The organism is Ewingella sp. AOP8-B2-18, from assembly GCF_052376015.1.
Lineage (GTDB): Bacteria > Pseudomonadota > Gammaproteobacteria > Enterobacterales > Enterobacteriaceae > Ewingella > Ewingella allii.
This window is the reverse complement of the sequence record NZ_JBQSVB010000002.1, coordinates 693894-719761: the sequence shown is the minus strand read 5'-3', so window position 1 is coordinate 719761 and position 25868 is coordinate 693894. Positions and strand designations below refer to the sequence as shown.

24 protein-coding genes, 1 pseudogene and 1 other annotated feature are annotated in these 25868 nt (G+C 54.8%); of the genes and pseudogenes, 15 read left to right on the top strand and 10 right to left on the bottom strand.

Translation table 11 applies throughout. From position 1 onward, the window contains the following. Positions 1-52: 52 nt before the first annotated feature. On the bottom strand, positions 53-913 hold the full coding sequence (locus ACT3RR_RS07585; RefSeq protein WP_496200026.1) for an NmrA family NAD(P)-binding protein: 861 nt from the start codon (positions 911-913) through the stop codon (positions 53-55). A 143-nt stretch (positions 914-1056) separates the two neighbouring features. Here ACT3RR_RS07585 and ACT3RR_RS07580 point away from each other — a divergent pair, with 143 nt between their 5' ends. Beyond that, positions 1057-1977, top strand: a complete 921-nt coding sequence (locus ACT3RR_RS07580; protein WP_441655957.1) for a LysR family transcriptional regulator — start codon at positions 1057-1059, stop codon at positions 1975-1977. A gap of 36 nt (positions 1978-2013) precedes the next feature. Here ACT3RR_RS07580 and ACT3RR_RS07575 read toward each other — a convergent pair whose 3' ends face one another. Next, entirely contained in the window at positions 2014-2601 is a 588-nt protein-coding gene (locus tag ACT3RR_RS07575; RefSeq protein WP_353503981.1) for a TetR/AcrR family transcriptional regulator, read from the bottom strand. A gap of 135 nt (positions 2602-2736) precedes the next feature. On the opposite strand from ACT3RR_RS07575, the gene ACT3RR_RS07570 reads away from it, so the two are divergent. After that, entirely contained in the window at positions 2737-3138 is a 402-nt protein-coding gene (locus tag ACT3RR_RS07570) for a RidA family protein (RefSeq protein ID WP_353502351.1), read from the top strand. A 62-nt stretch (positions 3139-3200) separates the two neighbouring features. On the opposite strand, the gene cysB is transcribed toward ACT3RR_RS07570, so the two are convergent. Continuing rightward, entirely contained in the window at positions 3201-4175 is a 975-nt protein-coding gene (gene cysB, locus ACT3RR_RS07565; RefSeq protein WP_034790971.1) for an HTH-type transcriptional regulator CysB, read from the bottom strand. 359 nt (positions 4176-4534) lie between these two features. Further along, positions 4535-7132, bottom strand: coding sequence for a type I DNA topoisomerase (gene topA, locus ACT3RR_RS07560; RefSeq protein WP_496200025.1), 2598 nt, complete (start codon positions 7130-7132; stop codon positions 4535-4537). Positions 7133-7568: 436 nt separating this feature from the next. Here topA and ACT3RR_RS07555 point away from each other — a divergent pair, with 436 nt between their 5' ends. Next, positions 7569-7820 carry a YciN family protein gene (locus ACT3RR_RS07555; protein WP_353503982.1) on the top strand — a complete coding sequence of 84 codons (252 nt, stop codon included), beginning with the start codon at positions 7569-7571 and terminating at the stop codon, positions 7818-7820. Between the two features lie 149 nt (positions 7821-7969). On the opposite strand, the gene sohB is transcribed toward ACT3RR_RS07555, so the two are convergent. Next, positions 7970-9016 (bottom strand): protease SohB, encoded by a 1047-nt coding sequence (gene sohB, locus ACT3RR_RS07550; protein WP_100937208.1) that lies wholly within the window; start codon positions 9014-9016, stop codon positions 7970-7972. Positions 9017-9385: 369 nt separating this feature from the next. Here sohB and ACT3RR_RS07545 point away from each other — a divergent pair, with 369 nt between their 5' ends. After that, positions 9386-10147, top strand: coding sequence for a YciK family oxidoreductase (locus tag ACT3RR_RS07545; RefSeq protein ID WP_396130481.1), 762 nt, complete (start codon positions 9386-9388; stop codon positions 10145-10147). Between the two features lie 5 nt (positions 10148-10152). Then, positions 10153-10743 carry a cob(I)yrinic acid a,c-diamide adenosyltransferase gene (gene cobO / locus ACT3RR_RS07540; protein ID WP_353502354.1) on the top strand — a complete coding sequence of 197 codons (591 nt, stop codon included), beginning with the start codon at positions 10153-10155 and terminating at the stop codon, positions 10741-10743. Positions 10744-10850: 107 nt separating this feature from the next. Here the strand turns inward: cobO and rluB are convergent, their stop codons facing one another. From rluB to rnm, 3 genes are all read right to left on the bottom strand, one after another. Next, entirely contained in the window at positions 10851-11744 is an 894-nt protein-coding gene (gene rluB, locus ACT3RR_RS07535) for a 23S rRNA pseudouridine(2605) synthase RluB (protein WP_485900979.1), read from the bottom strand. Between the two features lie 793 nt (positions 11745-12537). After that, entirely contained in the window at positions 12538-13158 is a 621-nt protein-coding gene (locus ACT3RR_RS07530; RefSeq protein WP_353502355.1) for an L-threonylcarbamoyladenylate synthase, read from the bottom strand. 15 nt (positions 13159-13173) lie between these two features. Then, positions 13174-14070 (bottom strand): RNase RNM, encoded by an 897-nt coding sequence (gene rnm, locus ACT3RR_RS07525; protein WP_278879370.1) that lies wholly within the window; start codon positions 14068-14070, stop codon positions 13174-13176. 289 nt (positions 14071-14359) lie between these two features. Beyond that, positions 14360-14461: a sequence feature (Trp leader region), on the top strand. Between the two features lie 44 nt (positions 14462-14505). Between rnm and ACT3RR_RS07520 the strand changes: the two genes are divergently transcribed. The 6 genes and pseudogenes from ACT3RR_RS07520 to ACT3RR_RS07495 all read left to right on the top strand — a co-directional run bounded on the left by ACT3RR_RS07520 (position 14506) and on the right by ACT3RR_RS07495 (position 21638). Next, positions 14506-16068: an anthranilate synthase component 1 gene (locus ACT3RR_RS07520; protein WP_485900912.1), complete on the top strand. Its 1563-nt coding sequence runs from the start codon at positions 14506-14508 to the stop codon at positions 16066-16068. A 1-nt stretch (position 16069) separates the two neighbouring features. After that, positions 16070-17677 (top strand): annotated as a pseudogene (trpD, locus tag ACT3RR_RS07515) (bifunctional anthranilate synthase glutamate amidotransferase component TrpG/anthranilate phosphoribosyltransferase TrpD). 3 nt (positions 17678-17680) lie between these two features. After that, positions 17681-19045 (top strand): bifunctional indole-3-glycerol-phosphate synthase TrpC/phosphoribosylanthranilate isomerase TrpF, encoded by a 1365-nt coding sequence (trpCF, locus tag ACT3RR_RS07510; RefSeq protein ID WP_496200024.1) that lies wholly within the window; start codon positions 17681-17683, stop codon positions 19043-19045. Positions 19046-19089: 44 nt separating this feature from the next. Then, the gene (gene trpB, locus ACT3RR_RS07505; protein ID WP_353502359.1) at positions 19090-20280 is read left to right on the top strand and encodes a tryptophan synthase subunit beta; all 1191 of its coding nucleotides are present in this window, start codon (positions 19090-19092) and stop codon (positions 20278-20280) included. Next, the gene (gene trpA / locus ACT3RR_RS07500; protein WP_496200023.1) at positions 20280-21086 is read left to right on the top strand and encodes a tryptophan synthase subunit alpha; all 807 of its coding nucleotides are present in this window, start codon (positions 20280-20282) and stop codon (positions 21084-21086) included. The genes trpB and trpA overlap by 1 nt, the downstream gene beginning before the upstream one ends. 237 nt (positions 21087-21323) lie before the next feature. Beyond that, a complete protein-coding gene (locus tag ACT3RR_RS07495) occupies positions 21324-21638 on the top strand; it encodes a BON domain-containing protein (protein ID WP_034790995.1) in 315 nt (104 codons plus the stop codon). An 83-nt stretch (positions 21639-21721) separates the two neighbouring features. Here ACT3RR_RS07495 and ompW read toward each other — a convergent pair whose 3' ends face one another. Then, on the bottom strand, positions 21722-22354 hold the full coding sequence (gene ompW, locus ACT3RR_RS07490) for an outer membrane protein OmpW (RefSeq protein WP_353502361.1): 633 nt from the start codon (positions 22352-22354) through the stop codon (positions 21722-21724). Between the two features lie 288 nt (positions 22355-22642). Here ompW and ACT3RR_RS07485 point away from each other — a divergent pair, with 288 nt between their 5' ends. From ACT3RR_RS07485 to yciA, 4 genes are all read left to right on the top strand, one after another. Then, the gene (locus ACT3RR_RS07485) at positions 22643-23044 is read left to right on the top strand and encodes a YkgJ family cysteine cluster protein (protein ID WP_396130476.1); all 402 of its coding nucleotides are present in this window, start codon (positions 22643-22645) and stop codon (positions 23042-23044) included. Between the two features lie 102 nt (positions 23045-23146). Next, complete coding sequence (locus ACT3RR_RS07480; RefSeq protein ID WP_396130475.1) at positions 23147-23899, top strand: YciC family protein; 753 nt, start codon at positions 23147-23149, stop codon at positions 23897-23899. A gap of 96 nt (positions 23900-23995) precedes the next feature. Beyond that, the gene (locus ACT3RR_RS07475) at positions 23996-24535 is read left to right on the top strand and encodes a septation protein A (RefSeq protein WP_100937215.1); all 540 of its coding nucleotides are present in this window, start codon (positions 23996-23998) and stop codon (positions 24533-24535) included. A gap of 69 nt (positions 24536-24604) precedes the next feature. Further along, positions 24605-25045, top strand: a complete 441-nt coding sequence (gene yciA, locus ACT3RR_RS07470) for an acyl-CoA thioester hydrolase YciA (RefSeq protein ID WP_034791002.1) — start codon at positions 24605-24607, stop codon at positions 25043-25045. 79 nt (positions 25046-25124) lie between these two features. Here yciA and ACT3RR_RS07465 read toward each other — a convergent pair whose 3' ends face one another. Continuing rightward, positions 25125-25868 (bottom strand): energy transducer TonB, encoded by a 744-nt coding sequence (locus ACT3RR_RS07465; RefSeq protein ID WP_496200022.1) that lies wholly within the window; start codon positions 25866-25868, stop codon positions 25125-25127.

Here is a 25868-nt window from a genome sequence, read left to right as displayed (position 1 = left end):
ACCCATCGTTCATGTCGCCGCTGCATTATAAAAAGCAGATGTTGGCCTGAGTTTAGGCTTGCAGCAGGTTACGCAGCACCTCTTCCAGCTCGGTTTCGCCAATGACGCGTTCTGACTTTGGCCCTTCGAAACAGATCCACTCTTGGTTAAAACCGTCGATCATCTGCATACGCGGTGACGGATACTGATGCCCCTGGGCGCGGAAAACGGCTTCCCACGAGTGGCGCTCGACCACTTCGGCCACCACCGGGCGACCCAGAATCTGCGCGAAGGTGCTGGCGATGTCGTTTGGCGTAACGCGGCGCGGCCCTTCCAACTCGACCACGCGCTTACCTTCCCAGCGCTGCTGGAGCAAATTGGCCGCCAGCTTGCCGACGTCGGCGGTGGCAATCATCGGCACGGGTTTATCCAATGGCTGAAGGTAGCTGTGAATAACGCCCGCGTCGCGCGCGGAAGCCACGTCCAGCGCGCAGTTTTCCATAAACCAGCCCGGACGCAGGAAGGTAACTGGCAGCGCCAACGCATTAAGCGCCTGCTCCAGCAACGTGCGCTGAGTCAGCAGGTTAGTTTGCGTCGCCTGCGCACCAATGGTGGAGAGGCAAACCACTTTTTCCGGCGAGGCCGCGCTGATGGCCGTGACGATAGCTTCGATGAAAATGCGCGCCGCCGGGAAGCCCGGAGCCGGGTCAAAATCTGAAGGCGGCAGGATGAAGACGCCGGTCGCGCCTTTAAAGGCTTCAGTCAGTGCCTTGGCGTCATCCATCTCGGCAATCGCGACTTCACAACCCAGAGCGCGCCATTTGTCGGCTTTGCTGGCATCACGCATCACGCCGCGAACAGGAAGGTTTTTGCTCAATAACGTGCGGGCAACCGCGCCGCCGACTTTTCCGGTAATACCTGTGATCACATACATTTGATAGCTCCTGTTTGCTGAGAAATAGCCTGATGCTAAATCAGTGAACGGGAGTATAGAGAAGTGGACTGCTTGACAGAATGCACGAATGATCAATACTTTGATGACTTAAAATCACCATTCAGTCACCAAGAGAATTTACCATGAGCTTTGATGGACGCCTGCTGTCGAATATCAGCGTATTAGCCGCCATTGTGCACAGCGGCAGTTTTGCGCGTGCCGCAGAAGCCCTGAACTTGTCCCCTTCAGGCGTCAGCCGGGCGGTGACACGGCTCGAAGGCAGTATCGGCGTGCGGCTGTTTGACCGCACCACCCGCGCCGTCACCCTGACCGATGAGGGGCGCACCCTGTATGAAGAGATAAGCCCGCTGCTGGCGGGCATCGGCGACGCGGTGAGCCTGGCGTCCGGCGCTTCTACCGCGGTACACGGTCGGCTGCGGGTCAATGTGGATACCTTCTTCTCGCGGCGCATTCTGGCTCCTCACATCCACTCCTTTATGCAGCGTTACCCGGAAATTGCCGTCGAGCTGGTCGTGCGGGATCAACTGGGGGATTTGGTGTCGGAAGGTTTTGATATCGCGGTGCGCTTCGGCCATCCGCCCTCTTCTTCACTGGTGGCGCGTAAGCTGCTGGAGACGCCCACCGCCACCGTCGCCTCGCCAGAGTATCTGCGCCAGCACGGCGTGCCGCAAAGCCCTAAGGACCTGATTCATCACGCCTGCATTCAGGTCAGAAGCTCTATGACCGGCCAGCCGCTGGAGTGGGAATATTCGCTCAAGGGGGAAGTGTTTCCGGCTAAGATTTCCAGCCGACTCATGGTGAATGAGTCCGGCACCCTGCTCGGTGCCTGTCTGGCGGGCGCGGGAATTGCGCGAATGAAAACCAGCGGCATTGAGGATCTGCTGGCCGATGGCCGATTAGTCGAGCTACTGACCGACTGGAAGGGGGAGAGCTTCCCACTGTACGCCCTCTATCCTTCACGCCATCTGCCTCCCGCCAAAGTGCGCGCCTTTATCGACTTTGTGATGCAAATACTTAAAATAGACGAGGTGCTGACTACCTAAAGTCAGGCCCGCCCACCTTGCTGGCGGGCGGTTTATCTACCGGCGCAAGCCGCTGGCCATCATGGCGAAAGCCTCTTGGGCTTTTGGCAGATTTTCCTGCGGATTGTCGCTGGCGGCGACCCACAGCGCCGCGTTAAGCGCCGTGCCGCTGAGCAGCCGCGCGGCGGCTTCTACATCCACCGGCTTGAGCGTGCCATTCTTCACCATCCTCGCCACCGCCGATCGCGTGCCCTCAAGGCAAGCATTCTGGCTAGGCCACAGGGAAGGATCGCCGAGGAAAGCCGGACCGTCGAGCAGCACGATACGCTGAACCTCTGGATCGAGGGCCATTTTGATATAAGCCTCGCCTTCGGCCACCAACTGGCTCCAATCGTCTGGCGCAACACTGGCAATCTGCTTCGCTCGCTGGGCTATTTCCCCGTCCACCTGCGCCACCACCGCGGCCAACAGCCCCTTTTTATCGCCGAAGTTGTGATACAGCGCGCCACGGGTCAAACCGACGCTGGCGGTCAGTTCATCCATCGAAGCGGCGGCAAAGCCCTTTGTAGCAAAAGCCTTGCGCGCGGCGGCGATCAGCTTCTCACGGTTCTCTTCCATTGTTTCTGCACGACGTTTCGCGGCCATCATTCCTCAACTTAACATACGGAGTGTATGTTAATTGACATACGCCCCGTATGTGATTACATTCGCATACGAAGTGTATATTAAATCAAGGTTGTATTTTTCGCATCCCAACATTACTCCAAAGAAGGCAAAACCATGATGAACAATCAAGCAATCTTCCCGGCCGATCGCCATGCTCTTTATGAACAACACGGTTACTCCGCTGCCATTCGTTCCGGTGATTTGCTGTTTGTCTCCGGGCAAGTGGGCAGCCGCGCCGATGGCTCGGCGGAGCCTGACTTTGCGGCTCAGGTCAGACTGGCGTTCGACAATCTAAAAGCCACTCTGAGTGCAGCAGGCTGCGGGTTGGAGGATCTGGTGGACGTCACCACTTTCCACACGGATCCGGAAAAGCAGTTTGCCAGCGTGATGGAAGTGAAGAGTGAAGTGTTTCCAAGCGCGCCCTACCCAAACTGGACCGCAGTGGGCGTGAATTGGCTGGCTGGCTTCGATTTTGAAATCAAAGTTATTGCCCGTGTGCCGAGCAAAGTGCAATAAAGCAAAAAACTCAGCCCCGCATAAGCAGGGCTGAATGATAGGATTGCCGACTAAAACTGGGCTTATTTCACCGGCAGCTTGATGTCTTTGAACATCGCTTCGATGTCTTCATTGGAGCGCAGGGCGATGGCGGTATCCACCACGTCGCGCGTCAGGTGCGGGGCAAAGCGCTGGATGAAGTCATACATGTAGCTGCGAAGGAAGGTGCTGCGGCGGAAGCCGATTTTGGTGGTGCTGTAGGTGAAGATGTCGCGGGCGTCGACAGTGACCAAGTCTGGGTCTTGGATGGGGTCAACCGCCATGCTGGCGATCACGCCCACGCCCAGGCCGAGGCGCACATAGGTTTTGATCACGTCGGCGTCAGTGGCGGTGAACACAATGCGCGGGGTCAGACCGGCGCGATTAAAGGCGGTGTCCAGCTCTGAACGGCCGGTGAAGCCGAAGGTGTAGGTCACAATCGGGTACTCGGCCAGCTCTTCAATCGTCACTTTCTCTTTGCCAGCCAGCGGATGGTCCGGCTGCACCACGACCGCGCGGTTCCAGTGGTAGCAAGGCAGCATGATCAAATCGTCGTACAGATGCAGCGCTTCGGTGGCGATAGCAAAATCGGCATTACCTTTGGAAACCGCTTCGGCGATTTGCGTTGGCGAGCCTTGATGCATATGCAGGGAGACGCGCGGATAGCGTTCGATAAAGCCTTTGATGACGTTGGGAAGCGCGTAACGGGCCTGAGTATGAGTTGTTGCGACATACAGCGAACCCTTGTCAGGGTAAGTGTGTTCCCCAGCAACCGCTTTGATGGCGTCGACTTTTGACAGCACTTCGCGAGCAATACGGATAATTTCCTGCCCGGCCGGCGTGACCTGCGTCAGATGCTTGCCGCTACGGGCAAAGATCTGGATACCCAGTTCGTCTTCTAACATACGAACTTGCTTACTGATGCCGGGTTGCGAGGTGTAAAGGCCTTCCGCCGTCGAAGAAACGTTAAGATTGTGATTAACAACCTCGACGATATAGCGCAGTTGCTGCAATTTCATAACTTATACCATCCTAGTTTTCAAACCCTGTCAGCCATTCCTGTTCGCCCTGCGGCTGAGAGGTCTGGAAACATACTGTTATCTACTTATTGATACCCAAAATTCACTCCGTACCGACAGCCGTCATCGGCGGATATCTATAATTTTTAAGTATAAGAAGAGATTTTATATAACAATTATATCAATTATTTGCACGTTGTATAGTCGGATGCGAATGACTTCAGCACGTGAATAACTTGCCCAAAAGACCTTGGCATGAAAAGGCGTAAAGCTTTGCGATGATAGATCTTAACCTAATAAAAAAACCAGCCCGAAAGGCTGGTTTTTTGCACGTTTGCTAGCGGGTTAAAACACTTTGCTTACTTTTTGCCTTCAACCCACTTGCCGTCAACGTAAAACGCTGACCAACCTGTGGCTTTGCCGTCTTTCTCGGAAGAGACGTATTGCTGCTTGGTTTTGCGGCTGAAGCGAACCATGGACTTATTGCCCTCTGGGTCTGCAACCGGCGCATCCGCCAGGTAGCTCAGTTTCTCCGGCAGGCGGTCCTTGAAGCGGGCTAACTCTTCCACCAGCGGCGCACGGGTTTCGCGCGATTTAGGGAAGGTATTGGCCGCCAAGAACACCCCGGCTGCGCCATCGCGCAGAACAAAGTAGGCATCTGATTTTTCGCAAGGCAGCTCGGGCAGCGGCACCGGATCTTCTTTCGGTGGCGCGACGTCGCCGTTACGCAAAATCTTACGGGTGTTTTTACAATCGTCGTTGGTACAGCCCATGTACTTGCCGAAACGCCCCATTTTCAGGTGCATCTCAGAACCACATTTCTCACACTCAACGATCGGGCCGTCATAGCCTTTGATGCGGAATTCGCCCTGCTCGATTTCATAGCCATCGCACTCCGGGTTGTTACCGCAGACGTGCAATTTGCGCTGGTTGTCGATCAGGTAGCTGTCCATCGCCGTGCCGCACTTGCCGCAACGACGTTTAGCGCGCAGTGCGTTGGTTTCGGCTTCGTCCCCTTCCAGCACGTTAAGAATTTCAGCATCAGCAATCAGGTTGATGGTGGTTTTGCAGCGCTCTTTCGGCGGCAAGGCATAGCCTGAACAGCCGAGGAACACGCCGGTGCTGGCGGTGCGGATACCCATCGGGCGGCCGCAGGTTGGGCACTCGATACTGGTCAGGACCATCTGATTCGGGCGCATGCCGCCCTCTTCTGGCTCTTTCTCAGCGGTTTCCAACTGCTTGCTGAATTCGGTGAAGAACTCGTCCAGCACGGCTTTCCACTCGGCCTGGTTATTAGCAACCTGATCAAGACCGTCTTCCATGCGCGCGGTGAAATCATAGTTCATCAGTTCGCGGAAGTTATCTTCCAGACGATCGGTGACGATCTCGCCCATTTTTTCGGCGTAGAAGCGACGGTTTTCAACGTGAACATAGCCGCGATCCTGAATGGTCGAAATGATCGACGCATAGGTAGACGGACGGCCAATGCCGCGTTTTTCCAACTCTTTAACCAATGACGCTTCGCTAAAACGCGCTGGCGGCTTGGTGAAGTGCTGGGTCGGCAACAACTGTTGCAGGCTAAGCTCGGTACCCACTTCCATCACTGGCAGCACGCGGTCTTCATCGCCTTTGCGCAGCGCTGGCATGACTTTGGTCCAACCATCAAAACGCAGAGTACGGCCTTTGGCGCGCAGCGAATAGTCGCCCGCTTTCACCGTCAGGGTGGTGGAATCGTACTGAGCTGGCATCATCTGGCAGGCAACAAACTGGCGCCAAATCAGCTGGTACAGCTTCTGCGCGTCGTTTTCCATATCCTTCAACTGCTCGGATACGACATTAACGTCGGAAGGACGAATCGCTTCGTGCGCTTCTTGTGAATTCTCTTTGTTGCTGTAGTGGTTAGCGGCTTTTGGCAGGTATTTCGCGCCAAAGTTATCGCCGATATAACCACGCACCATTTCTACCGCGTCCTGACTCAGGTTAGTGGAGTCGGTACGCATGTAGGTGATGTGGCCCGCTTCGTAGAGACGCTGCGCCATCATCATGGTTTTCTTCACGCCGAAGCCCAGACGCGTACTGGCCGCCTGCTGCAACGTGGAGGTAATAAAAGGTGCACCCGGCTTGCTGCTGGTCGGTTTGTCTTCGCGATCAACAACGGTGTAGCGCGCCTTTTCTAATAAAGAGACGGCGGCATGAGTCTGCTCACGATTCACCGGTTTGAACGGCTTATCGTTGTGATGCGTCACCTGCATTTGCAGCGCGGTTTTGTCTTGCGCGTTGAGGTCAGCGTGCAGTTCCCAATACTCTTCAGGAACAAAGGCTTTGATCTCTTTTTCGCGCTCAACCACCAGACGCACAGCAACCGACTGCACGCGGCCGGCAGACAGGCCACGAGCAATTTTCTTCCACAGCAGTGGCGAAACCATGTAACCCACCACGCGGTCCATAAAGCGACGCGCCTGCTGAGCATTAACACGATCAATATTCAGCTCGCCCGGTTCTTTAAAGGCGTTCTGAATCGCGTTCTTGGTAATTTCGTTAAACACCACGCGGCTGAAACGTTTGTCATCACCACCAATCACTTCCCGCAAATGCCAGGCAATAGCCTCTCCTTCGCGGTCAAGGTCGGTTGCGAGATAGATGTGGTCGGCTTTATCCGCCAAGGCTTTTAACTCGGCAACCACTTTTTCTTTGCCGGGCAGAATTTCGTATTGCGCTTCCCAACCGTGGTATGGATCAACGCCCATGCGGTTAACTAACGCCGTTTTCTCATCCTTTTTTACTTTTTTCTTTGTTTTTTCTTCGGCTGAGGCGGCAGTTTTTTTGCTGGCGGAACCACTGGTAGGCAAATCGCGGATATGACCGACGCTGGACTTAACCACGTAGTCATTTCCTAAATACTTATTAATCGTTTTGGCTTTTGCCGGGGACTCAACTATTACGAGAGCTTTGCCCATAATTACCTTTTACCTAATTTGTTCTTCTAATGAAGAAGATTTTAACTTGTTATGCCGCGGCACAATGTAACGTCTTTTTTTATATTGCGGCAGTGAGTCAGGAGATCAACTAATTTTTTCTTTTAGCGAATCAAACAGACTTCCAGAGGCACAATTCTCTGATTTAACGGAGGTTTAACGCTATCCCTCCCACAGACTTATAGAGCATGAAATGATAAAATTTTGTGAAGCGTAAACAAAACATTCCACCTAAAGCCACAAAATCCCACACTCTACCTGATAAAAATTGCCACGCAACTTAATTAGCACGGAAAACCGTTTTTCGCCAACACGAACAAAATTGCAGCAATACATTTGCTATAACCTCAGCAGGTTTGCGGTTTTGTTCGGCGTGGGATTACAATATCGGCAGAAATTCTTCATGGGAGTAAATATCATGCAGGGAAATACAACGGCAATTAGCCGAGAATCTTTACTGGCCGAGGCGAATAAAGTCATTCGCGCACACGGTGATTATCTGCACGGCATGGAGGCAACAGACGTCGAGCAGAAAGGCAATGTGTTGGTGTTTCGCGGGGAATTCTTTCTCGATGATAATGGATTGCCGACCTTAAAAACCACCGCCGTATTTAATATGTTTAAACATTTGGCACATCTTTTTTCAGAAAAATATCATCTGCAAGATTAACCAAATTGTCACCAAAATGACCGTGTTTCCTTAACGTAATAAAGGAAGAAAATCTGGCTGTTTACTTTTAGTGCGCATTAACGCGCTGTGGCCAATAAAAAAGGGACCGAGGTCCCTTTTTTCATTACTCAAATTCTTAACTTAATCTATTACAAAAGCGGCTTCTGGCTGCGCTGCAACCAGCGCAAGAAAAGGCGATCGGCGCTTTCTGCCGCGCTGCCGGTAAATCTGTCCATCATGCGCTTGCGACGGCTATAACGCACCGCGATAACTTCGTGATTTTGCATCTCGGCAATCAGCAAATCATCACTGGTACCAATGGCGTCAATCAGCCCTTTTTCACGCGCCTGAGTGCCAAACCAGTGCTCGCCGGTGGCAACGCTGTCGATATCCAGCGACGGGCGATGCTGATGAACAAACTCTTTGAACAGCACGTGAGTTTCATTCAGGTCTTCACGGAATTTCTCGCGCCCCTCTTCGGTGTTCTCGCCGAACAGCGTCAGAGTACGCTTGAACTCACCCGCGGTGTGCAATTCCACGTCGATATCGTTCTTTTTCAGCAGGCGGCTGAAGTTAGGGATCTGCGCCACAACGCCGATAGAACCGATGATGGCAAAAGGTGCCGCCACGATGCGGTCAGCCACGCAGGCCATCATATAGCCGCCGCTGGCTGCAACTTTATCCACCGCCACGGTCAGGCGAATGCCGCCCTGACGCAAACGCGCCAGCTGTGAAGAAGCCAGACCATAGCCGTGAACCACGCCGCCCGGGCTTTCCAGACGCAGCAGGACTTCATCTTCAGGCGTGGCAACCGCTAGCACCGCCGAGATCTCTTCGCGCAAAGAAGTGACTTCGTGAGCGTCCATACTGCCTTTGAAATCAAGCACGTACAGGCAAGGTTTGCTTTTGATCGTCGCGCCGCTTTTCGCCTGTAATTTCTTCTGTTTGGCGTCCGCTTTTTCCTGCTTTTTGAACGCTTTGTTAGTTAGTTTTTGCTCGATTGGATTGAGGCGAGCCGTGCGCATTTCGCGCTGCATTTCACGGTATTCTTCACCCAAATCAACCAGATGCAACTGACCTTTGCCATGAGACTTACGCTGCCTCAGGCCGATAACCAGCACCACTAACGCGCCAATGGCGATCACCACGGTGACAACTTTGGCCAAGAACAAACCATAAAGAGATAATAGATCCACAAATTCCGCCTTTTACGCAGTGGTAATAAGATGCTGCTTATTCTAGACAATTGGCGCTAAAGCGTCTTGTGTGATTGTGTCCGAATGCCGCTGTTTGGGCATAACCTGCCCGCTTAGGCCGCGCAGATGGCAAAAAGGGGTGCAGGCTTGTTCCATTTTTGTTACAAAAGATCCGCCGATAATCGGGGTAAACATTGAAACCGGTGGTCATTTCAGGCATATAAACCCAGTATTCATCTTCGTGATGATCCATTTTCCAGCCAAGCGCCCGCCCGCGGTTGAGCCTTTTGCTCCTGCCAGCGCGCCGCTTTGCGCCGATGTGGCGATGCACTCCATCGCCGTGTCCTGACTCAGGTAAGAGGAATTCCCGTGCATTACCATCCAAAATCCGATCTGCTCAATCAACGCATCATTCTGGTCACTGGCGCAGGTGACGGCATTGGCCGCGAAGCCGCGCTGACCTATGCGCGCTTCGGCGCACAGCTGATTCTTCTTGGCCGCACCGAAAGCAAATTGGCGAAAGTTCAGCAAGAGATCGCCGAGCGCGGTTACCATCCGGCGCACATTTATACTCTCGACCTGCTCACCGCCTCACAGGCCGACTGCCAGCGCGTGGCTGAACAAATCGCTGAGTGGGTTCCACATCTTAATGGCGTGTTGCACAACGCGGGCCTGCTGAGCGAAATCGTGCCGATGGCCGAGATTAAGCTCGAAGACTGGCACAACGTCATGCAGGTAAATGTGAATGCCACTTTCATGTTGACCCAGTCACTGCTGCCTCTGCTGCTGAAAGCGCCGTCTTCGTCGCTGGTGTTTACCTCTTCCAGCGTCGGCCGCGAAGGCCGCAGCGGCTGGGGAGCCTATGCGGTGTCTAAGTTCGCTACCGAGGGCATGATGCAGGTGCTGGCCGAAGAGTACAAACAGACCAACTTGCGGGTGAACTGCATCAATCCGGGCGGAACGCGCACCAGTATGCGGGCATCTGCCTTCCCGGATGAGAACAGCGCCAAGCTGAAAACCCCGGCCGATATCATGCCCCTGTACCTCTATTTGATGGGTGAAGACAGCCGCCGTAAAACTGGCATCAGCTTCGACGCCCAGCCGGGGCGCAAAGCCGGTCCTGCGGAATAAATGTCATGAGCGAGGATCGCCACAAGCAGCGCCAACAGCGGCTTAAAGAGCAGGTTGATGCGCGGATTGAAGCCGCGCAGGAGCGGCGCGGCATTTTAATTGTCTTCACCGGCAACGGCAAAGGCAAAACAACTGCCGCCTTTGGCACGGTGACTCGCGCCGTCGGCCATGGCCAGCGCGCGGCGGTGATTCAGTTCATCAAGGGCGAATGGCCAAACGGCGAGAAAAACCTGCTCGAGCCGCACGGCGTTGAGTTTCAGGTGATGGCCACCGGCTTCACCTGGGAGACGCAAAACAAAGAGACGGACACCCTCGCCTGTCAGGCCGTTTGGCAGCACGGCAAGCGCATGCTGGCCGACCAGTCTCTGGACTTAGTGGTGCTCGACGAGCTGACCTACATGGTCAGTTTTGGCTATCTCGACTTGCAGGAAGTGATTGACGCGCTGAAAGCCAGGCCGGTGCATCAAACCGTGATTATTACCGGGCGTGGCTGCCACCGCGACCTGCTGGAATTGGCAGATACCGTCAGCGAATTGCGCCCGGTGAAGCATGCTTTTGACGCGGGAATTATGGCCCAGCAGGGTATCGACTGGTAGCCACCCCCCCTTCTCTTATTAACTAACTCGCTGAATTAAGAACAAAAAAAACCGCAGTCACTGGCTGCGGTTTTTCATTTATTGGCTACGAACTTATAAACTCATCGTTAGCTGCGTTTTGACGGCGTACCGCTACGGCGAGCTGGGGCAACCTGAGTGTGGCGCTTCACGGCGCGACGGATCTGGTTAGCTTTCACACGGCGACGATCGCGCTCAACCGGCAATTTGCTGACGGTCTCTTCCGGCATCTCCACCAGCGTGCGCAGGTAGTTAGTTTCCGGCAGATCCAGCTCTTTATAGCCACCGCGCGGCAAGCCTTTCGGCAAGGTCAGGTCGCCGTAGCGAACGCGGATCAGGCGGCTAACCTGCACGCCAACCGCTTCCCACAACCGGCGAACTTCGCGGTTGCGGCCTTCGGTCAGGGTTACGTTGTACCACTGGTTCAGACCTTCGCCACCTTGATACTTGATGGTGCGGAATGCCGCCGGGCCATCTTCAAGCTGCACGCCACGGCTCAGCTGTTTGATTTTTTCATCATCAATCTGGCCGAAGACGCGTACCGCGTACTCACGCTCAACTTCACGGCTAGGGTGCATCAGGCGGTTCGCCAGCTCACCGTCGGTGGTGAACAACAGCAGACCCGAGGTGTTAACGTCAAGACGCCCTACGGCAACCCAGCGTGAACCACGCATTTTTGGCAGACGGTCGAACACGGTCGGACGGCCTTCCGGGTCGCTGCGGGTGCACAACTCGCCTTCCGGCTTGTAGTAAGCCAGCACGCGGCAGACGGTGTCCTGAGACTCGATAATCGACAGCACGTGGCCATCAAGACGGATTTTGGTGCCCGCGTGCATTTCTACACGGTCGCCCAGCGTCGCAATCTTGCCGTCAACGCTGATACGGCCAGCCTGCAACATGGCTTCCACTTCGCGGCGTGAACCGTGACCGGCGCGAGCCAGAATTTTTTGCAGCTTTTCACTCTGGCCTTCGGTGGAGTCCAGCGCGTTCTTCGGCTTTTCGTATTTTGGTTCGTCGTCTTCGACTTCTTCAGCCACATTTTTCAGCGCCGCAGGAGCCTTTGGCTTGGCTGCGTTACGTGAATTTTCAAAACGTGGCTTATCAGCACGCGCGCTGTCTGGACGGCCTTTGCCAGCCGGACGCGCTTTTTCGATACGTGATTTTTCACCGCGCGGTTTCTCATTGCGCGGCTTTTCAATGCGTGAATCATCACGACTGTTGTCTGAACGTGAACGGCCGCGTGATTGGTCTGAACGTGCTTTGTCAGTCTGTGGCTTGTCGCCACCGGCTTTTTTACCACGTGAATCACTGCGCGTTGACTCAGGGCGGCCTTTGGCTGCACCGGAATTTCTGCCGTTTTTTGGTTTGTCGGTGGCCGGACGGCCTGATTTGGATCTGTCGCCTGACGGCTTCTGGGAATTAAACTTCTCGCTCATTGAGCAACCTCATTTGTCGCCTTCACAGGCGTCGGGGAGAGCCAGCAGCACAATGTGACCCATTGTCTGCCCGCCAGAATATATATCGGTAATGTTTGTCTGACCTATTGAGAACGGGTTAATGGATAAAGTATTAACCCATAAATCGGTCAGCGGGCTGTCGCGGAATGCCTGATAAACAGGAAAGTCTCGTCATCGCGTTAACAGCATTGCTCAACATAACTCAGGATTGAAAAACAAAGAGTTATGAAAAGTCAGCCCGCCATTATACACATTTACCGTGCTTTTGTATCTATTAGCCGCCCGCGGGCTGGTTTAATTATAACCAATAATCGCGCAATTATCTGAACGGCGCGGGGTCACCGGCACCTTCACGCACCACTTCCGGCGTGGACTCGGTGAGGTCAACCACGGTGGTCGGCTGTTGGCCAATCGAACCGCCGTGAATAATCAAATCGACTACTTTCTCCAGACGGTCTTTGATGTCCTCTGGATCAGATTCGGCGAAGTCATTGCCCGGCAGCATCAGCGTAGTGGACATCAGCGGTTCGCCCAGGACGTCCAGCAAGGCCAGTGCAATCGGGTTGGACGGCACGCGCAGACCGATGGTTTTACGCTTCTCGCTCATCAGGCGGCGCGGCACTTCTTTGGTCGCCTTGAGGATGAAGGTGTAGTTACCCGGCGTGTTGTTTTTAATCAGGCGAAATGCCGTGTTATCGACATACGCATAGGTCGACAGCTCGGACAGGTCGCGGCACACCAGGGTGAAGTTGTGATTGCCATCGAGTTGGCGAATGCGGCAAATACGCTCCATGGCGTTTTTGTCTTCCAGACGGCAGCCCAGCGCATAGCCGGAATCCGTTGGGTAAACGATAACCGAGCCTTTACGCAGCATTTCCACTGCTTGGTTAATCAAGCGCGGCTGCGGGTTCTCGGGGTGAATATAGAAAAATTGACTCATAATTCCCTTCTTAACTCATTCTGTAATGGTCGCGGTCTGGGTCCAGTCTTTCCACACAGGCTCGACACCCGCGGGCAGCCAGAGTTTGCGTCCCAGTTCTATCCACGAGCAGGGCTGATGGAAATCAGATCCCTGCGATGCCAGTAAATTATAGTCTCTCGCGAAGGCGGCGAGCTGGGTGCGTTCATTTGGCCCCTGCTGACACTGCGCCACTTCCATCGCGTCTCCACCCTGCTCGGCAAAATAGGCCAGCAGCCGTTTTAACCATTTGGTGGAGAGGTCATAGCGCCCCGGATGGGCGACAACTGCCTGACCGCCGGACTGATGAATTGCTGCAATTGCTTGTTCTATTGTACACCAGTGTGGCGGAACGTAGCCGGTCTTGCCCTTAGCGAGGTACTTTTTGAACACCTGCGCAATGGTGTCGCACTTACCGATTTCCACCAAATAGCGGGCGAAGTGGGCGCGGGTCACGGCGCCGTTTTGCGCCAGACGCAGCGCCCCTTCCCATGCCCCTTCAATGCGGGCTTTCTCTAAGCGGCGGCCCATTTCCTGTGCCCGTTCGATGCGCAATGAAGTCTGCAATGCCAGTAAATTCACCATCGCGGGGTGTGCCGGGTCAATGCCCAAACCCACAATATGGATTTCGTGATTTTCCCACAGGGTCGAGATTTCGACGCCGTTCACCAGATGCAGCGGCAGATTCTGTGCCGCAATGGCCTGAGCGGCACGAGCAAGGCCGTCAGTGGTGTCGTGGTCGGTAATAGCCAGCACGCCGACTCGCATCTCTACCGCGCGGCTGACCAGCGCCTCGGGCGTTAAATAGCCGTCGGAGGCCGTGGTGTGGCTGTGCAAATCGTAGAGAGTGAAGGCGGAACCGAGCTCTGGCGTTTCTGTGGCAAGTAAAGTCATAAGGTAAGGGTTGTAAACCTGTTGCTGAAAGCGACGGTTATCATAACCCGTTAACCCTTTGCGGTTAACCCTATTGGCCTGAATCAGCCGAGATACTTGGGGATAGCGGCCAAAGCTTGGCTGCCAAATGGCAATTCCCGAGAGAAAGAGTAAAAAGAGGGTTGACTATCGCCTCTCGAACTAGTTTACTAGTACGCAAGTTCACGGCATAACGTGATAACCCTTTTATGCCCGATATATGAAATATGACGCAAGGTATCTGATGATGAATATTTTAATGATTTCTGTACTCAGCTGGTGGCGCCACTTCCCTTCGCGGGCGGTGTGATCACGCATTTCGGTTTACAGACCATGCAGATACCCGAAGCCCGCTGAACGCGGGCTTTTTTATGGCCGTCTTCTTCACCATTTGGTAGAAAAATTTTAGGAACTATCATGACAATTCAAAAACCTCGCTTAGAACTGCTGACAGTACAAGGAAGCTACCGTGGTGACCCGACGGCCATCTTCCACCAGCTTTGCGGCGCTCGCCCGGCAACCCTGTTGCTCGAATCGGCGGACATCAGCAGCAAACAGAATCTGAAAAGCCTGCTGGTTATCGACAGCGCGCTGCGCATTACCGCCCTTGGCAACAAAGTTTCAGTACAGGCATTGACCCCGAACGGCGCGTCCCTGCTGCCGCTGATGGACGCCGCGCTGCCACAGGACGTGCAGAATGAAGTGCGCCCAAACGGCCGCGAGCTGACCTTCCCGGCTATCGACCAGATGCAAGAAGAAGACGCCCGTCTGCGTTCACGTTCGGTGTTCGACGCTCTGCGCAGCATCCTCGATCTGGTGGAAACCCCGGAAGAGGAGCGCGAAGCTATGCTGCTCGGCGGCCTGTTCGCTTACGACTTGGTTGCCGGTTTTGAAGACCTGCCGCAGCTGCGCGCCGACCAGCGTTGCCCGGACTTCTGCTTCTACCTGTCCGAAACCTTACTGGTTCTCGATCACCAGAACCGCAGCAGCCGCCTGCAAGCCAGCCTGTTCACGCCAGATAGCGATGAAAAACAGCGCCTGCACGGCCGTCTGGAGCAGCTGCAACACCAGCTGCAATTGCCGCCGCACGCCATCCCGCACCAAGACGTGACTGACATGCAGCTGAGCGTGAATCAGAGCGATGAAGAGTTCGGCGCGGTGGTTGAGAAGATGAAAGAAGGCATTCGCGCCGGGGAAATCTTCCAGGTAGTGCCTTCACGCCGTTTCTCCCTGCCTTGCCCTGCTCCGCTGGCGGCTTATGAAACGCTGAAAAACAACAACCCAAGCCCGTACATGTTCTTCATGCAAGACAACGATTTCACCCTGTTCGGCGCATCGCCGGAAAGCGCGCTGAAATATGACGCGACCAACCGCCAGATTGAAATTTACCCGATTGCCGGGACTCGCCCGCGCGGTCGCCGTGCCGACGGTTCGCTGGATAACGATCTGGACAGCCGCATCGAGCTGGAAATGCGTACCGACCACAAAGAGCTGGCCGAGCACCTGATGCTGGTTGATCTGGCGCGTAACGACTTAGCGCGCATCTGTGAGCCGGGCAGTCGCTACGTGGCGGATTTGACCAAGGTTGACCGTTACTCCTTCGTGATGCACTTGGTGTCTCGCGTCGTCGGCACCCTGCGCGCCGATTTGGACGTGCTGCACGCCTATCAGGCCGTCATGAACATGGGCACCCTGACCGGCGCACCAAAAGTTCGCGCCATGCAGCTGATCGCCGGTTCTGAGAAAACCCGTCGCGGCAGCTACGGCGGCGCGGTGGGCTACTTCACGGCGCAGGGTGATTTGGATACCTGCATCGTGATCCGATCGGCCTATGTCGAAGACGGCATTGCCACCGTCCAGGCTGGCGGCGGCGTGGTGCTGGACTCCGTCCCTCAAGCCGAAGCTGACGAAACCCGTAATAAAGCCCGCGCCGTGCTGCGTGCCATCGCCACTGCCCACAATGCCAAAGAGGTGTTCTAAGATGGCCGATATCTTATTGATTGATAACGTAGATTCCTTCACCTACAACCTGGTGGACCAACTACGCTCCAGCGGCCACAACGTGGTGATTTACCGTAACCAGATCCCTGCTGAGGTGATTATCGAGAAACTCAGCCAGCTGGAAAAACCGGTGCTGATGCTCTCTCCGGGGCCGGGCGCGCCGTCTGAAGCAGGCTGCATGCCAGAACTACTGAAACGCCTGCGCGGACAACTGCCGATTATCGGCATCTGTCTGGGGCATCAGGCGATTGTCGAAACCTACGGCGGCTACGTCGGTCAGGCTGGCGAGATCCTGCACGGTAAAGCCTCTTCTATTACTCATGACAACGAAGGCATGTTCGCCGGGATGAACAACCCGCTGCCGGTGGCTCGCTACCACTCACTGGTTGGCAGCCAGATCCCAGAAGGTCTGGTGGTCAATGCGCGCTACGGCGAGATGGTGATGGCAGTGCGTCATGAAGAAGATCGCGTTTGCGGCTTCCAGTTCCACCCGGAATCAATTTTAACCTCTCAGGGCGCGCGTCTGCTGGAACAGACGCTGGCCTGGGCGTTGGCGTAAGGTAAGGAGCCGATCATGCAAAAACACACTATTTCCGGCATCCTCGAAAATCTGTATCGCGCCCAGGTGATGACACAGGAGGAGAGCCAGCAGCTGTTTACCGCCATTGTGAATGGTGAACTTGAACCCGCTCAGCTAGCCGCTGCGCTGATCAGTATGAAAGTGCGCGGCGAGCAACCGGCAGAAATCGCCGGGGCCGCTCAGGCACTGTTAGCCCACGCCGAGCCTTTCCCGCGCCCGGATTACGCTTTTGCTGACATCGTCGGCACCGGCGGCGACGGCACCAACAGCATCAATATTTCGACCGCCAGCGCCTTTGTGGCGGCGGCCTGTGGCATCCGCGTGGCGAAGCACGGCAACCGCAGCGTGTCGAGCCGCTCTGGCTCCTCCGACCTGCTGGCGGCCTTCGGCATCCAGTTAGATATGGCGGCGGAGAAATCCCGCGCCGCGCTGGACGATTTGGGCATCTGCTTCCTGTTCGCGCCGCAGTACCATACCGGTTTTCGCCACGCGATGCCGGTACGCAAGGCGCTGAAAACCCGCACTCTGTTCAACGTGCTGGGGCCGCTTATCAACCCTGCGCGTCCGCCGCTGGCGCTGATTGGCGTCTACAGCCCCGAGCTGGTGCGCCCAATAGCTGAAACCCTGCGCACCTTGGGTTATCAACGTGCCGCCGTGGTTCACGGCGCCGGGATGGATGAAGTGGCGATCCACGCCGCGACGCAAGTGGCAGAGCTGAAAGATGGCGAAATCACCACGTATGAGCTGACGCCGCAGGACTTCGGTCTGGACAATTACCCTCTCGAAGCCCTGCTGGGCGGCGAGCCGGAAGAAAATCGTGACATTCTGGCACGCTTGCTACAAGGTAAAGGCGACCCGGCGCACGAAGCCGCCGTGGCGGTAAACGTCGCCATGCTACTGCGCCTTTTTGGGCAGGAAGATTTAAAGCAAAACGCGCAACAGGCGCTAGAAGTGATTCGCAGCGGAGCCGCCTATCAGCGCGTGACCGCACTGGCAGCAAGAGGATAAGTCATGCAGAAGGAAACCGTGCTTAACAAGATTGTTGCTGATAAAGCAATTTGGGTTGCAGCACGTAAAGAACAGCAACCTCTGGCGAGTTTTCAAAACGAGATAAAGCCCAGCGAGCGCAACTTTTACGACGCACTGCAAGGAGCACGAACCGCGTTCATCCTTGAGTGCAAAAAGGCGTCCCCTTCCAAGGGCACCATTCGCGAGAACTTTGACCCGGTAGAGATTGCCGGCGTCTATAAAGAGCACGCGTCCGCCATCTCGGTGTTAACCGATGAGAAGTATTTTCAGGGCAGCTTTGATTTCCTGCCGCTGGTGAGCAACGCCGTGACGCAGCCGGTGTTGTGCAAAGACTTCATCATCGACCCTTATCAAATTTATCTGGCTCGCCATTATCAGGCGGATGCCATTTTGCTGATGCTGTCGGTGCTCAGCGACGAACAGTATGTCCAGCTGGCCGCCGTGGCGCACAGCCTGAAGCTGGGTATTTTGACCGAAGCCAGTAATGAAGATGAGTTAGACCGCGCCGTGCAGCTGAAAGCGCGCGTGGTGGGCATTAATAACCGTGACCTGCGCGACCTGTCGATTGACCTCGACCGCACTCGCCAGCTGGCACCGCGCGTGCCGCACGGCGTGACGGTGATCAGCGAATCAGGCATTAACACCTATGGTCAAATCCGCGAACTGAGCCGCTTCGCCAATGGTTTTCTGATTGGCAGCGCCCTGATGTCCGAACCTGACCTGAGCGCCGCAGTGCGCCGCGTCACCTTAGGCGATAATAAGGTCTGTGGCCTGACTCGTCCGCAGGACGCCTCGGTCGCCCATCAGGCGGGAGCCATTTACGGCGGATTGATCTTCGTCGAAGCCTCTCCGCGCTACGTCACGCTCGATAAAGCCCTCGACGTGCAGGCCGGCGCGCCGCTGAAATACGTCGGCGTGTTCCGCGACCACGCGCCAGACAGCGTGGCCGACATCGCTAAAAACTTACAGCTCGCCGCCGTTCAACTGCACGGCAGCGAAGATCAAAGCTACATCGACAGCCTGCGCCCGCTTCTTCCGGCAGAGTGCCAGATTTGGAAAGCGCTGAGCGTCAAAGAGAGCATGCCAGCGCGCGAACTGAATCAGGTCGACCGCTATGTGCTCGACAACGGCAAAGGCGGCACGGGCCAGCGTTTTGACTGGAGCAAGCTGGTCGGACAAGACCTGAGCAACGTTTTATTAGCCGGTGGGCTAGGCGCAGATAACTGCGTTGAAGCCGCCCAGCTAGGCTGCGCGGGGCTGGATTTTAATTCCGGCGTCGAACGCGAGCCGGGCATCAAAGATGCTGACAAGATCACTGCGGTATTCCAGACGTTACGGGCTTATTAATCTCCCCGTGACGATGAAAAAATTGACAGACAGGATGGAATAACATGACTTTACTAAATCCCTACTTCGGCGAATTCGGCGGTATGTACGTTCCGCAGATTTTGATGCCCGCTCTTACCCAATTAGAAGAGGCCTTCGTCAGCGCCCAGCGTGACCCGGAGTTTCAGGCCGAGTTTATCGACCTGCTGAAGAACTACGCGGGTCGTCCGACGGCCCTGACGTTGTGCAAAAATCTGACCGCCGGTACCAAGACCAAGCTGTATCTCAAGCGTGAAGATTTGCTGCACGGCGGCGCGCACAAAACCAACCAAGTGCTGGGTCAGGCTCTGCTGGCGAAGCGCATGGGCAAAACTGAGATCATCGCCGAAACCGGCGCGGGTCAACACGGCGTGGCTTCAGCACTGGCCTGTGCCCTGCTCGGCCTAAAATGCCGCATCTACATGGGCGCCAAAGACATTGAGCGCCAGTCACCAAACGTGTTCCGTATGCGTTTAATGGGCGCGGAAGTCATTCCAGTACACAGCGGCTCCTCCACGCTGAAAGATGCCTGTAACGAGGCACTGCGCGACTGGTCTGGCAGCTATGAAACCGCGCACTACATGCTCGGCACGGCGGCAGGGCCGCACCCTTACCCAACCATCGTGCGTGAATTCCAACGCATGATTGGCGAAGAAACCAAGGCGCAGATGCTTGAGCGCGAAGGTCGCCTGCCAGACGCGGTCATTGCCTGCGTGGGCGGCGGTTCCAACGCTATCGGCATGTTCGCCGACTTTATCGATGAAACCACCGTTAAGCTGATTGGCGTTGAACCAGCGGGCCTCGGGATTGAAACCGGGCAGCACGGCGCGCCGCTGAAACACGGCCACGTGGGGATCTATTTCGGCATGAAAGCCCCGATGATGCAGACTTCAGAAGGCCAAATCGAAGAGTCTTACTCGATTTCCGCCGGTCTGGACTTCCCCTCCGTCGGCCCACAGCACGCCTTCCTGAACAGCATTGGCCGTGCCGACTATGTGTCAATCACTGATGATGAAGCTCTGGACGCGTTCAAAGCGCTGTCGCGCAGCGAAGGCATCATCCCGGCGCTTGAGTCCTCTCACGCACTGGCTTATGCCCTGAAACTGATTAAAGAGACGCCGCAGAAAGAGCAAATTCTGGTGGTTAACCTGTCTGGCCGTGGTGATAAAGACATCTTTACCGTCCACGACATCCTGTCCGCGCGGGGAGAAATCTAATGGAACGTTATCAACAATTATTTAAGCGTCTGGAAAGCAAAAAAGAAGGCGCTTTCGTTCCCTTCGTGACGCTGGGCGATCCGGGCGTAGAGCTGTCGCTGTCTATCATTGATACGCTGATTGAAGCCGGTGCCGACGCCTTAGAGTTGGGTATTCCCTTCTCTGATCCACTGGCCGACGGCCCGACCATTCAGGGCGCTAATCTGCGCGCTTTTGCCGCCGGTGTGACGCCGACCCAGTGCTTTGGCATGCTGCAACGCATCCGCGAGAAGCACCCGGATATCCCCATTGGCCTGCTGATGTACGCCAATCTGGTGTTCCACAACGGCATTGATACTTTCTATCAGCGCTGCGCCGAAGTGGGCGTGGACTCCGTGCTGGTCGCCGACGTGCCGTTTGAAGAGTCAGCGCCATTCCGTGCCGCAGCCATGCGCCACGGCATCGCGCCAATCTACATCTGCCCGCCGAACGCCTCAGATGACCTGTTGCGCGAAATCTCTTCCCACAGCCGGGGTTACACCTACCTGCTGTCACGCGCAGGGGTGACAGGGACTGAGAAACGCGCCCTGCTGCCATTGAACCACTTGGTCGATAAGCTGCGTGAATACAACGCGGCTCCGCCACTGCAGGGCTTCGGTATCTCTGAACCTTCTCAGGTCAAAGAGACGCTGGCCGCTGGTGCAGCAGGCGCTATCTCCGGCTCGGCTACCGTGCGCATCATCGAAAACAATCTCCACCAGCCGTCCGAAATGCTGGCCCAGCTCTCGCGCTTCACCAGTGAGATGAAAGCCGCGACTCGCGCTTAAGTCATTCCCACGCTTTAAAGCCCAAGGCCTTATCTGTTTGCGCGGATAAGGCCTTGTTTCTTTATAAGTAAAATGAGACGGAACGTGCTTTTTTTATCTTGATGAGTTTGTATATCCGGCGACCTTACACCACAATCATACTACCCGCAGGATCCGTTCTGTTTGAGTGACCGCGCGGGAAGTGCGCGTTATGAATGATAAATGGTGAGTTTCAAACCTAGCATGGAGAGTTATTTTATGAAGCTATTCAAGACTTTGTCAGCATTTTGCATGGCAGCGGTGGTAGTGATGTCCGTTGCGGCCTGTGCTCCTACCCAGAAATCTGAAGGGACCGGCGGCTATATCGACGACACCGTGGTGACCACCAAAGTTAAGTCTGCACTGTTGGCCGACAAAAACATTAAATCGCGTGAAATTAGCGTGGAAACCTTCAAAGGCCGCGTACAGTTGAGTGGCTTTGTGACCTCAACGGCCGAGGCGAATCGCGCAGTGGAAGTGACGCGTGGCGTGGCGGGTGTGAAATCAATTGAAAATGATACGCGGGTGAAATAACCCAAGTTTTGATGCACAACGTCAAACATCATAGAGGCGCTGAGAGCGCCTCTTTTTTTGGATATTTACACCAGACGGATGGATCAGAAACGATAACCCGCGGCGAACATAAATACCCAAGGGTCGATGCGCGTATGGATTGACTGATCTTCCCCTGCTGCTTTGAATTTGATGTCAGTGTCGATGTCCATCCACCAGACCGACATGTTCAGCAGCCAGTTGTCGTTCAGGTTATAATCCATTCCGACCTGCGTCGCCACGCCCCACGAGTCTTTAACGCTCAAATCTGACAAGCCGGCATCGCGCCCGGTTTGGTTGAAATCAGCATCATAGAAGGTGGTGTAGTTGACACCCAGACCGACATAAGGACGCAATTTATCCTGACGGTCGCCAAAGTAGTATTGCGCCATTAATGAAGGCGGTAGCTGTTTCACTTCAGCAATGGTGCCAGTGCTGTTTAAACCGACTTTATGCTTGAAAGGCGTGGCGCCCAGTAACTCCACGCCAATATTGTCGGTAAACATATACCCCAGCGTTAACCCCATCTGAGTATTGTTATCAATGTTGAACGATCCCAGACCCATTACGTTGTCTGACCCTTCGGTCGGCCGTACCGTTGCGGTACCAACGCGGAAAATGATATCTCCAGCCTGATTTGCACTGGCGATTGACGGCAGAACTGCCGCCGCGAGAAGAACCCAAGATGCTGCTTTCATATCCATTCCCTTTATGTGGATTTATCACCTGCACGAATATACCTACTCTGGGTTAGGAATTGATCCGTGTCGGGTCACATCTTTAAATGATTTATTTAGAAAATGCATCCCTCGCAATTCATTCTAAACCTTTAAAAAACAAGGAATTGATCTAGATCAAAATAACCCCTTCACTTGCTACCTCTCAACCTTGATAAATATCTATTGCTTAAAAAAAATGGCCTGAGTAATTTGCTTGCTCCTAGGTTGGTTTTGGGTCAGTGCCGTGAGGAGTCGGTGGCGTCCAAGATGAGCGAAATTAACAATCCCTGTGTATCCTGTGGCGCATGCTGCGCTTACTTCCGCGTTTCCTTTTATTGGGCTGAATCTGAAGAAGCCGGTGGCGTGGTCCCCCAGGCTTTAACTGAGCAAGTCACCCCCTTTCTAAGTTGTATGCAAGGCACCAACAGTAAATCTCCGCGCTGCGTGGCGCTGGAGGGTGAGATTGGCCAATCCGTTTCCTGTTCTATTTACCTCAATCGCCCGACGCCCTGTCGTGAGTTCGACCAATCGGGTTTGAACGGCGTGGGTAACGAATCCTGTGATCGCGCGCGGGCCAAATATGGTTTACCGCCGTTGGAGATGGAGATCCCTCTGTCACTGGTGGCCGCAGCCATCATGCCGGATCCGGTTAGCTATCACGTCGATTGATAAGAAATCAGTGAGATAACCTATGGCGGGGTGCCACCTGTTCACATTACAGGGTACAATCCCCGCCTGATTGTCTTTTGATTATTTTGCCAAGGAGCGTTCATGCCTATCGCGGCCAATACCTTGTACCGTGACAGTTTCAATTTCCTGCGTAATCAGTTCACCAGCATCCTGCTGTTGGCGTTACTGACCGCGCTGATCACCGTCATTTTGAATCAGATTTTCACTCCAAGCGCTGAACAGCTCAGCCTGCTGAGTGCTAACAGCGATGATTTGTCCGGTACCGCAGGCATGAGCCTTCAGGAACTTATTCAGAACATGTCGCCTGAACAGCAGATGGTGCTGTTGAAAGTCTCCGGTGCGGCCACCTTCTCCGCGCTGGTCGGCAACGTGTTGTTAGTGGGCGGAATGCTGACGCTGATTCAGATGGTGTCCAGCGGGATGCGCACCAGCGCCCTGCGCTCAATTGGTGCTTCCGCGCCAATCCTGCCTCGCCTGCTGGGCCTGATGCTGCTTTGTACTCTGCTGGTGCAGTTGGGTATCACCCTGTTCGTGGTGCCGGGCGTGCTGGTGGCGGTGGCGGTTTCGCTGTCGCCGGTGATTAGCAGTGTCGAAAGAATGGGCGTGTTTAAGTCGATTAAAGTCAGCAGCAAGCTGGCCTTTAGCAATGCGCGTCTGGTGCTGCCAGCGATTATGTTCTGGCTGGCTGCCAAGATGCTGGTGTTGCTGGCGGTGAGCCATCTGAGCGCCCTGCCAACCATGGCGGCGACCATCGTGTTAAGTACGTTGAGCAACCTGATTTCAGCTTTCCTGCTGATCTACTTGTTCCGTCTGTACTCCAAATTGCGTGCCTAATCTCGGCGATGACAAAAGGGTGCTCTGGCGCCCTTTTCTTTTGTCGAAGAAATGATTCCGGTATAGTCAAACCCTACATTAGCTATGGAATGAAGTATGAAGCAGCTCCTCGATTTTCTTCCCTTGGTGGTCTTTTTTGTTTTTTATAAGCTTTACGACATTTATTACGCGTCAGGTGCGCTGATTGTCGCCACCGCCCTCGCGCTGATTTTCACGTGGATTAAATACCGTAAAGTGGAGAAAATGACGCTGATCACCTTCGCCATGGTGGCCATTTTCGGCACCCTGACGCTGGTCTTCCATAATGACGAATTCATTAAATGGAAAGTGACGGTGATTTACGTGCTGTTCTCCGGCGCACTGCTGGTCAGCCAGCTGATCCTGAAAAAGCCGCTGATTCAGCGCATGCTGGGCAAAGAACTGACCCTGCCGGATCACGTCTGGAACAAGCTGAACGTCAGCTGGGCAATCTTCTTCCTGCTGTGCGGATTAGCAAATATTTACGTTGCGTTCTGGTTACCGCAAGAAGTATGGGTTAACTTCAAAGTGTTCGGCCTGACCGTGCTCACGCTGGTCTTTACCCTGCTGAGTGGGGTCTACATTTACCGGCATATGCCGGACGAAGAAAAAAAATAAGCATTCTCCTGCATGGGTCTTTCTTCTTGAAAGACCTTAATTTTGATTAATTCAGTGTGAAGCAACTCAATGAACGAAAAACATAGCTTACCTAATGGTGAAATGGTGTTGCGTACACTGGCTATGCCAGCGGATACCAATGCTAACGGTGATATTTTTGGCGGATGGCTGATGTCACAAATGGACATGGGCGGCGCGATCCAGGCGAAGGAAATCGCTAAAGGCCGCGTGGTGACTGTTCGTGTTGACGGCATGACGTTTCTGAAGCCCGTTGCTGTAGGTGATGTTGTATGTTGTTACGCACGCTGTATTCGAACCGGTAACAGTTCGATTACCATCAATGTGGAAGTGTGGGTGAAGAAGGTCTCTTCTGAGCCTATTGGTCAGCGCTATCGCGCTACCGAGGCCGTGTTTACCTACGTGGCCGTGGATGATGAAGGCAAGTCACGCAAACTGCCAGATGGCAGAAGCAACTTCAGCGTAGACTCTGACGGCGTTTCGCAGGACTAAGCCGCCGGTTCAAGCCGCGCCATAAACAAAAAGGTCGCCCTAAGAGGCGACCTTTTTGTTTTTTTACTTGGCGGCGATGTTACTCGACGGTGGATCCGCCGTTGATTTTAAACACCAAGTTGACTACCAGATTGTTGGCGGCTTTCGGCTCATAGCGCCATTTACGCATCGCCTGTTTCACCTCGCGTTCAAACATATTGCGCGGCTCGGCGGACAGAATGCGGATGTTATCTACCCGACCGTCACTGTCCACGTCAAACTGCACCCGCACACGCCCTTCTATCTGCAACGCGAAGGCTCGGGCCGGATACTGTGGCTTAGAGCGATCTAACGGGCGCGGCCCGCTGCTGGCACTTGGCGTAGACTGCGCTGGCGGCTGGGCCGCAGGCTTGACGTCCGGCTTGCTGTTGTTGAACGGCGACGCGTCATCGGTGACTTTCGGCTTCTCAACCTTTTGTACCGGCTTCTCAACAGGTTTCACTTTCGGCTTCGGCTTCTCAACCGGCTTTTTGACCGGCTTAGGTTTTGGCTTCGGCTCAGGAAGCGCGACGGCCTCTGGCGGCGGTGGCGGTTCCGGCTTCACTTCTGGCTCGGGTTCTGGCTCTGGCTCTGGCTCCGGTTGCACCTGTGGTTTCGGCGGCGGAGCGAAATCCGCTGGGTTCACCATGGTCACGCTCATGACCTGCTGCTCTTGTTTGGGCAGTGTCACGGCGTCCTTCATGGTGACATAAAGCAAGGCGCCAATAACCGCGCTGTGGAAGGCGACAGAAAATACCAGTGGCAGTGTGACCTTGCGAACAAATCTAAACTTTTTTAGCGGCAT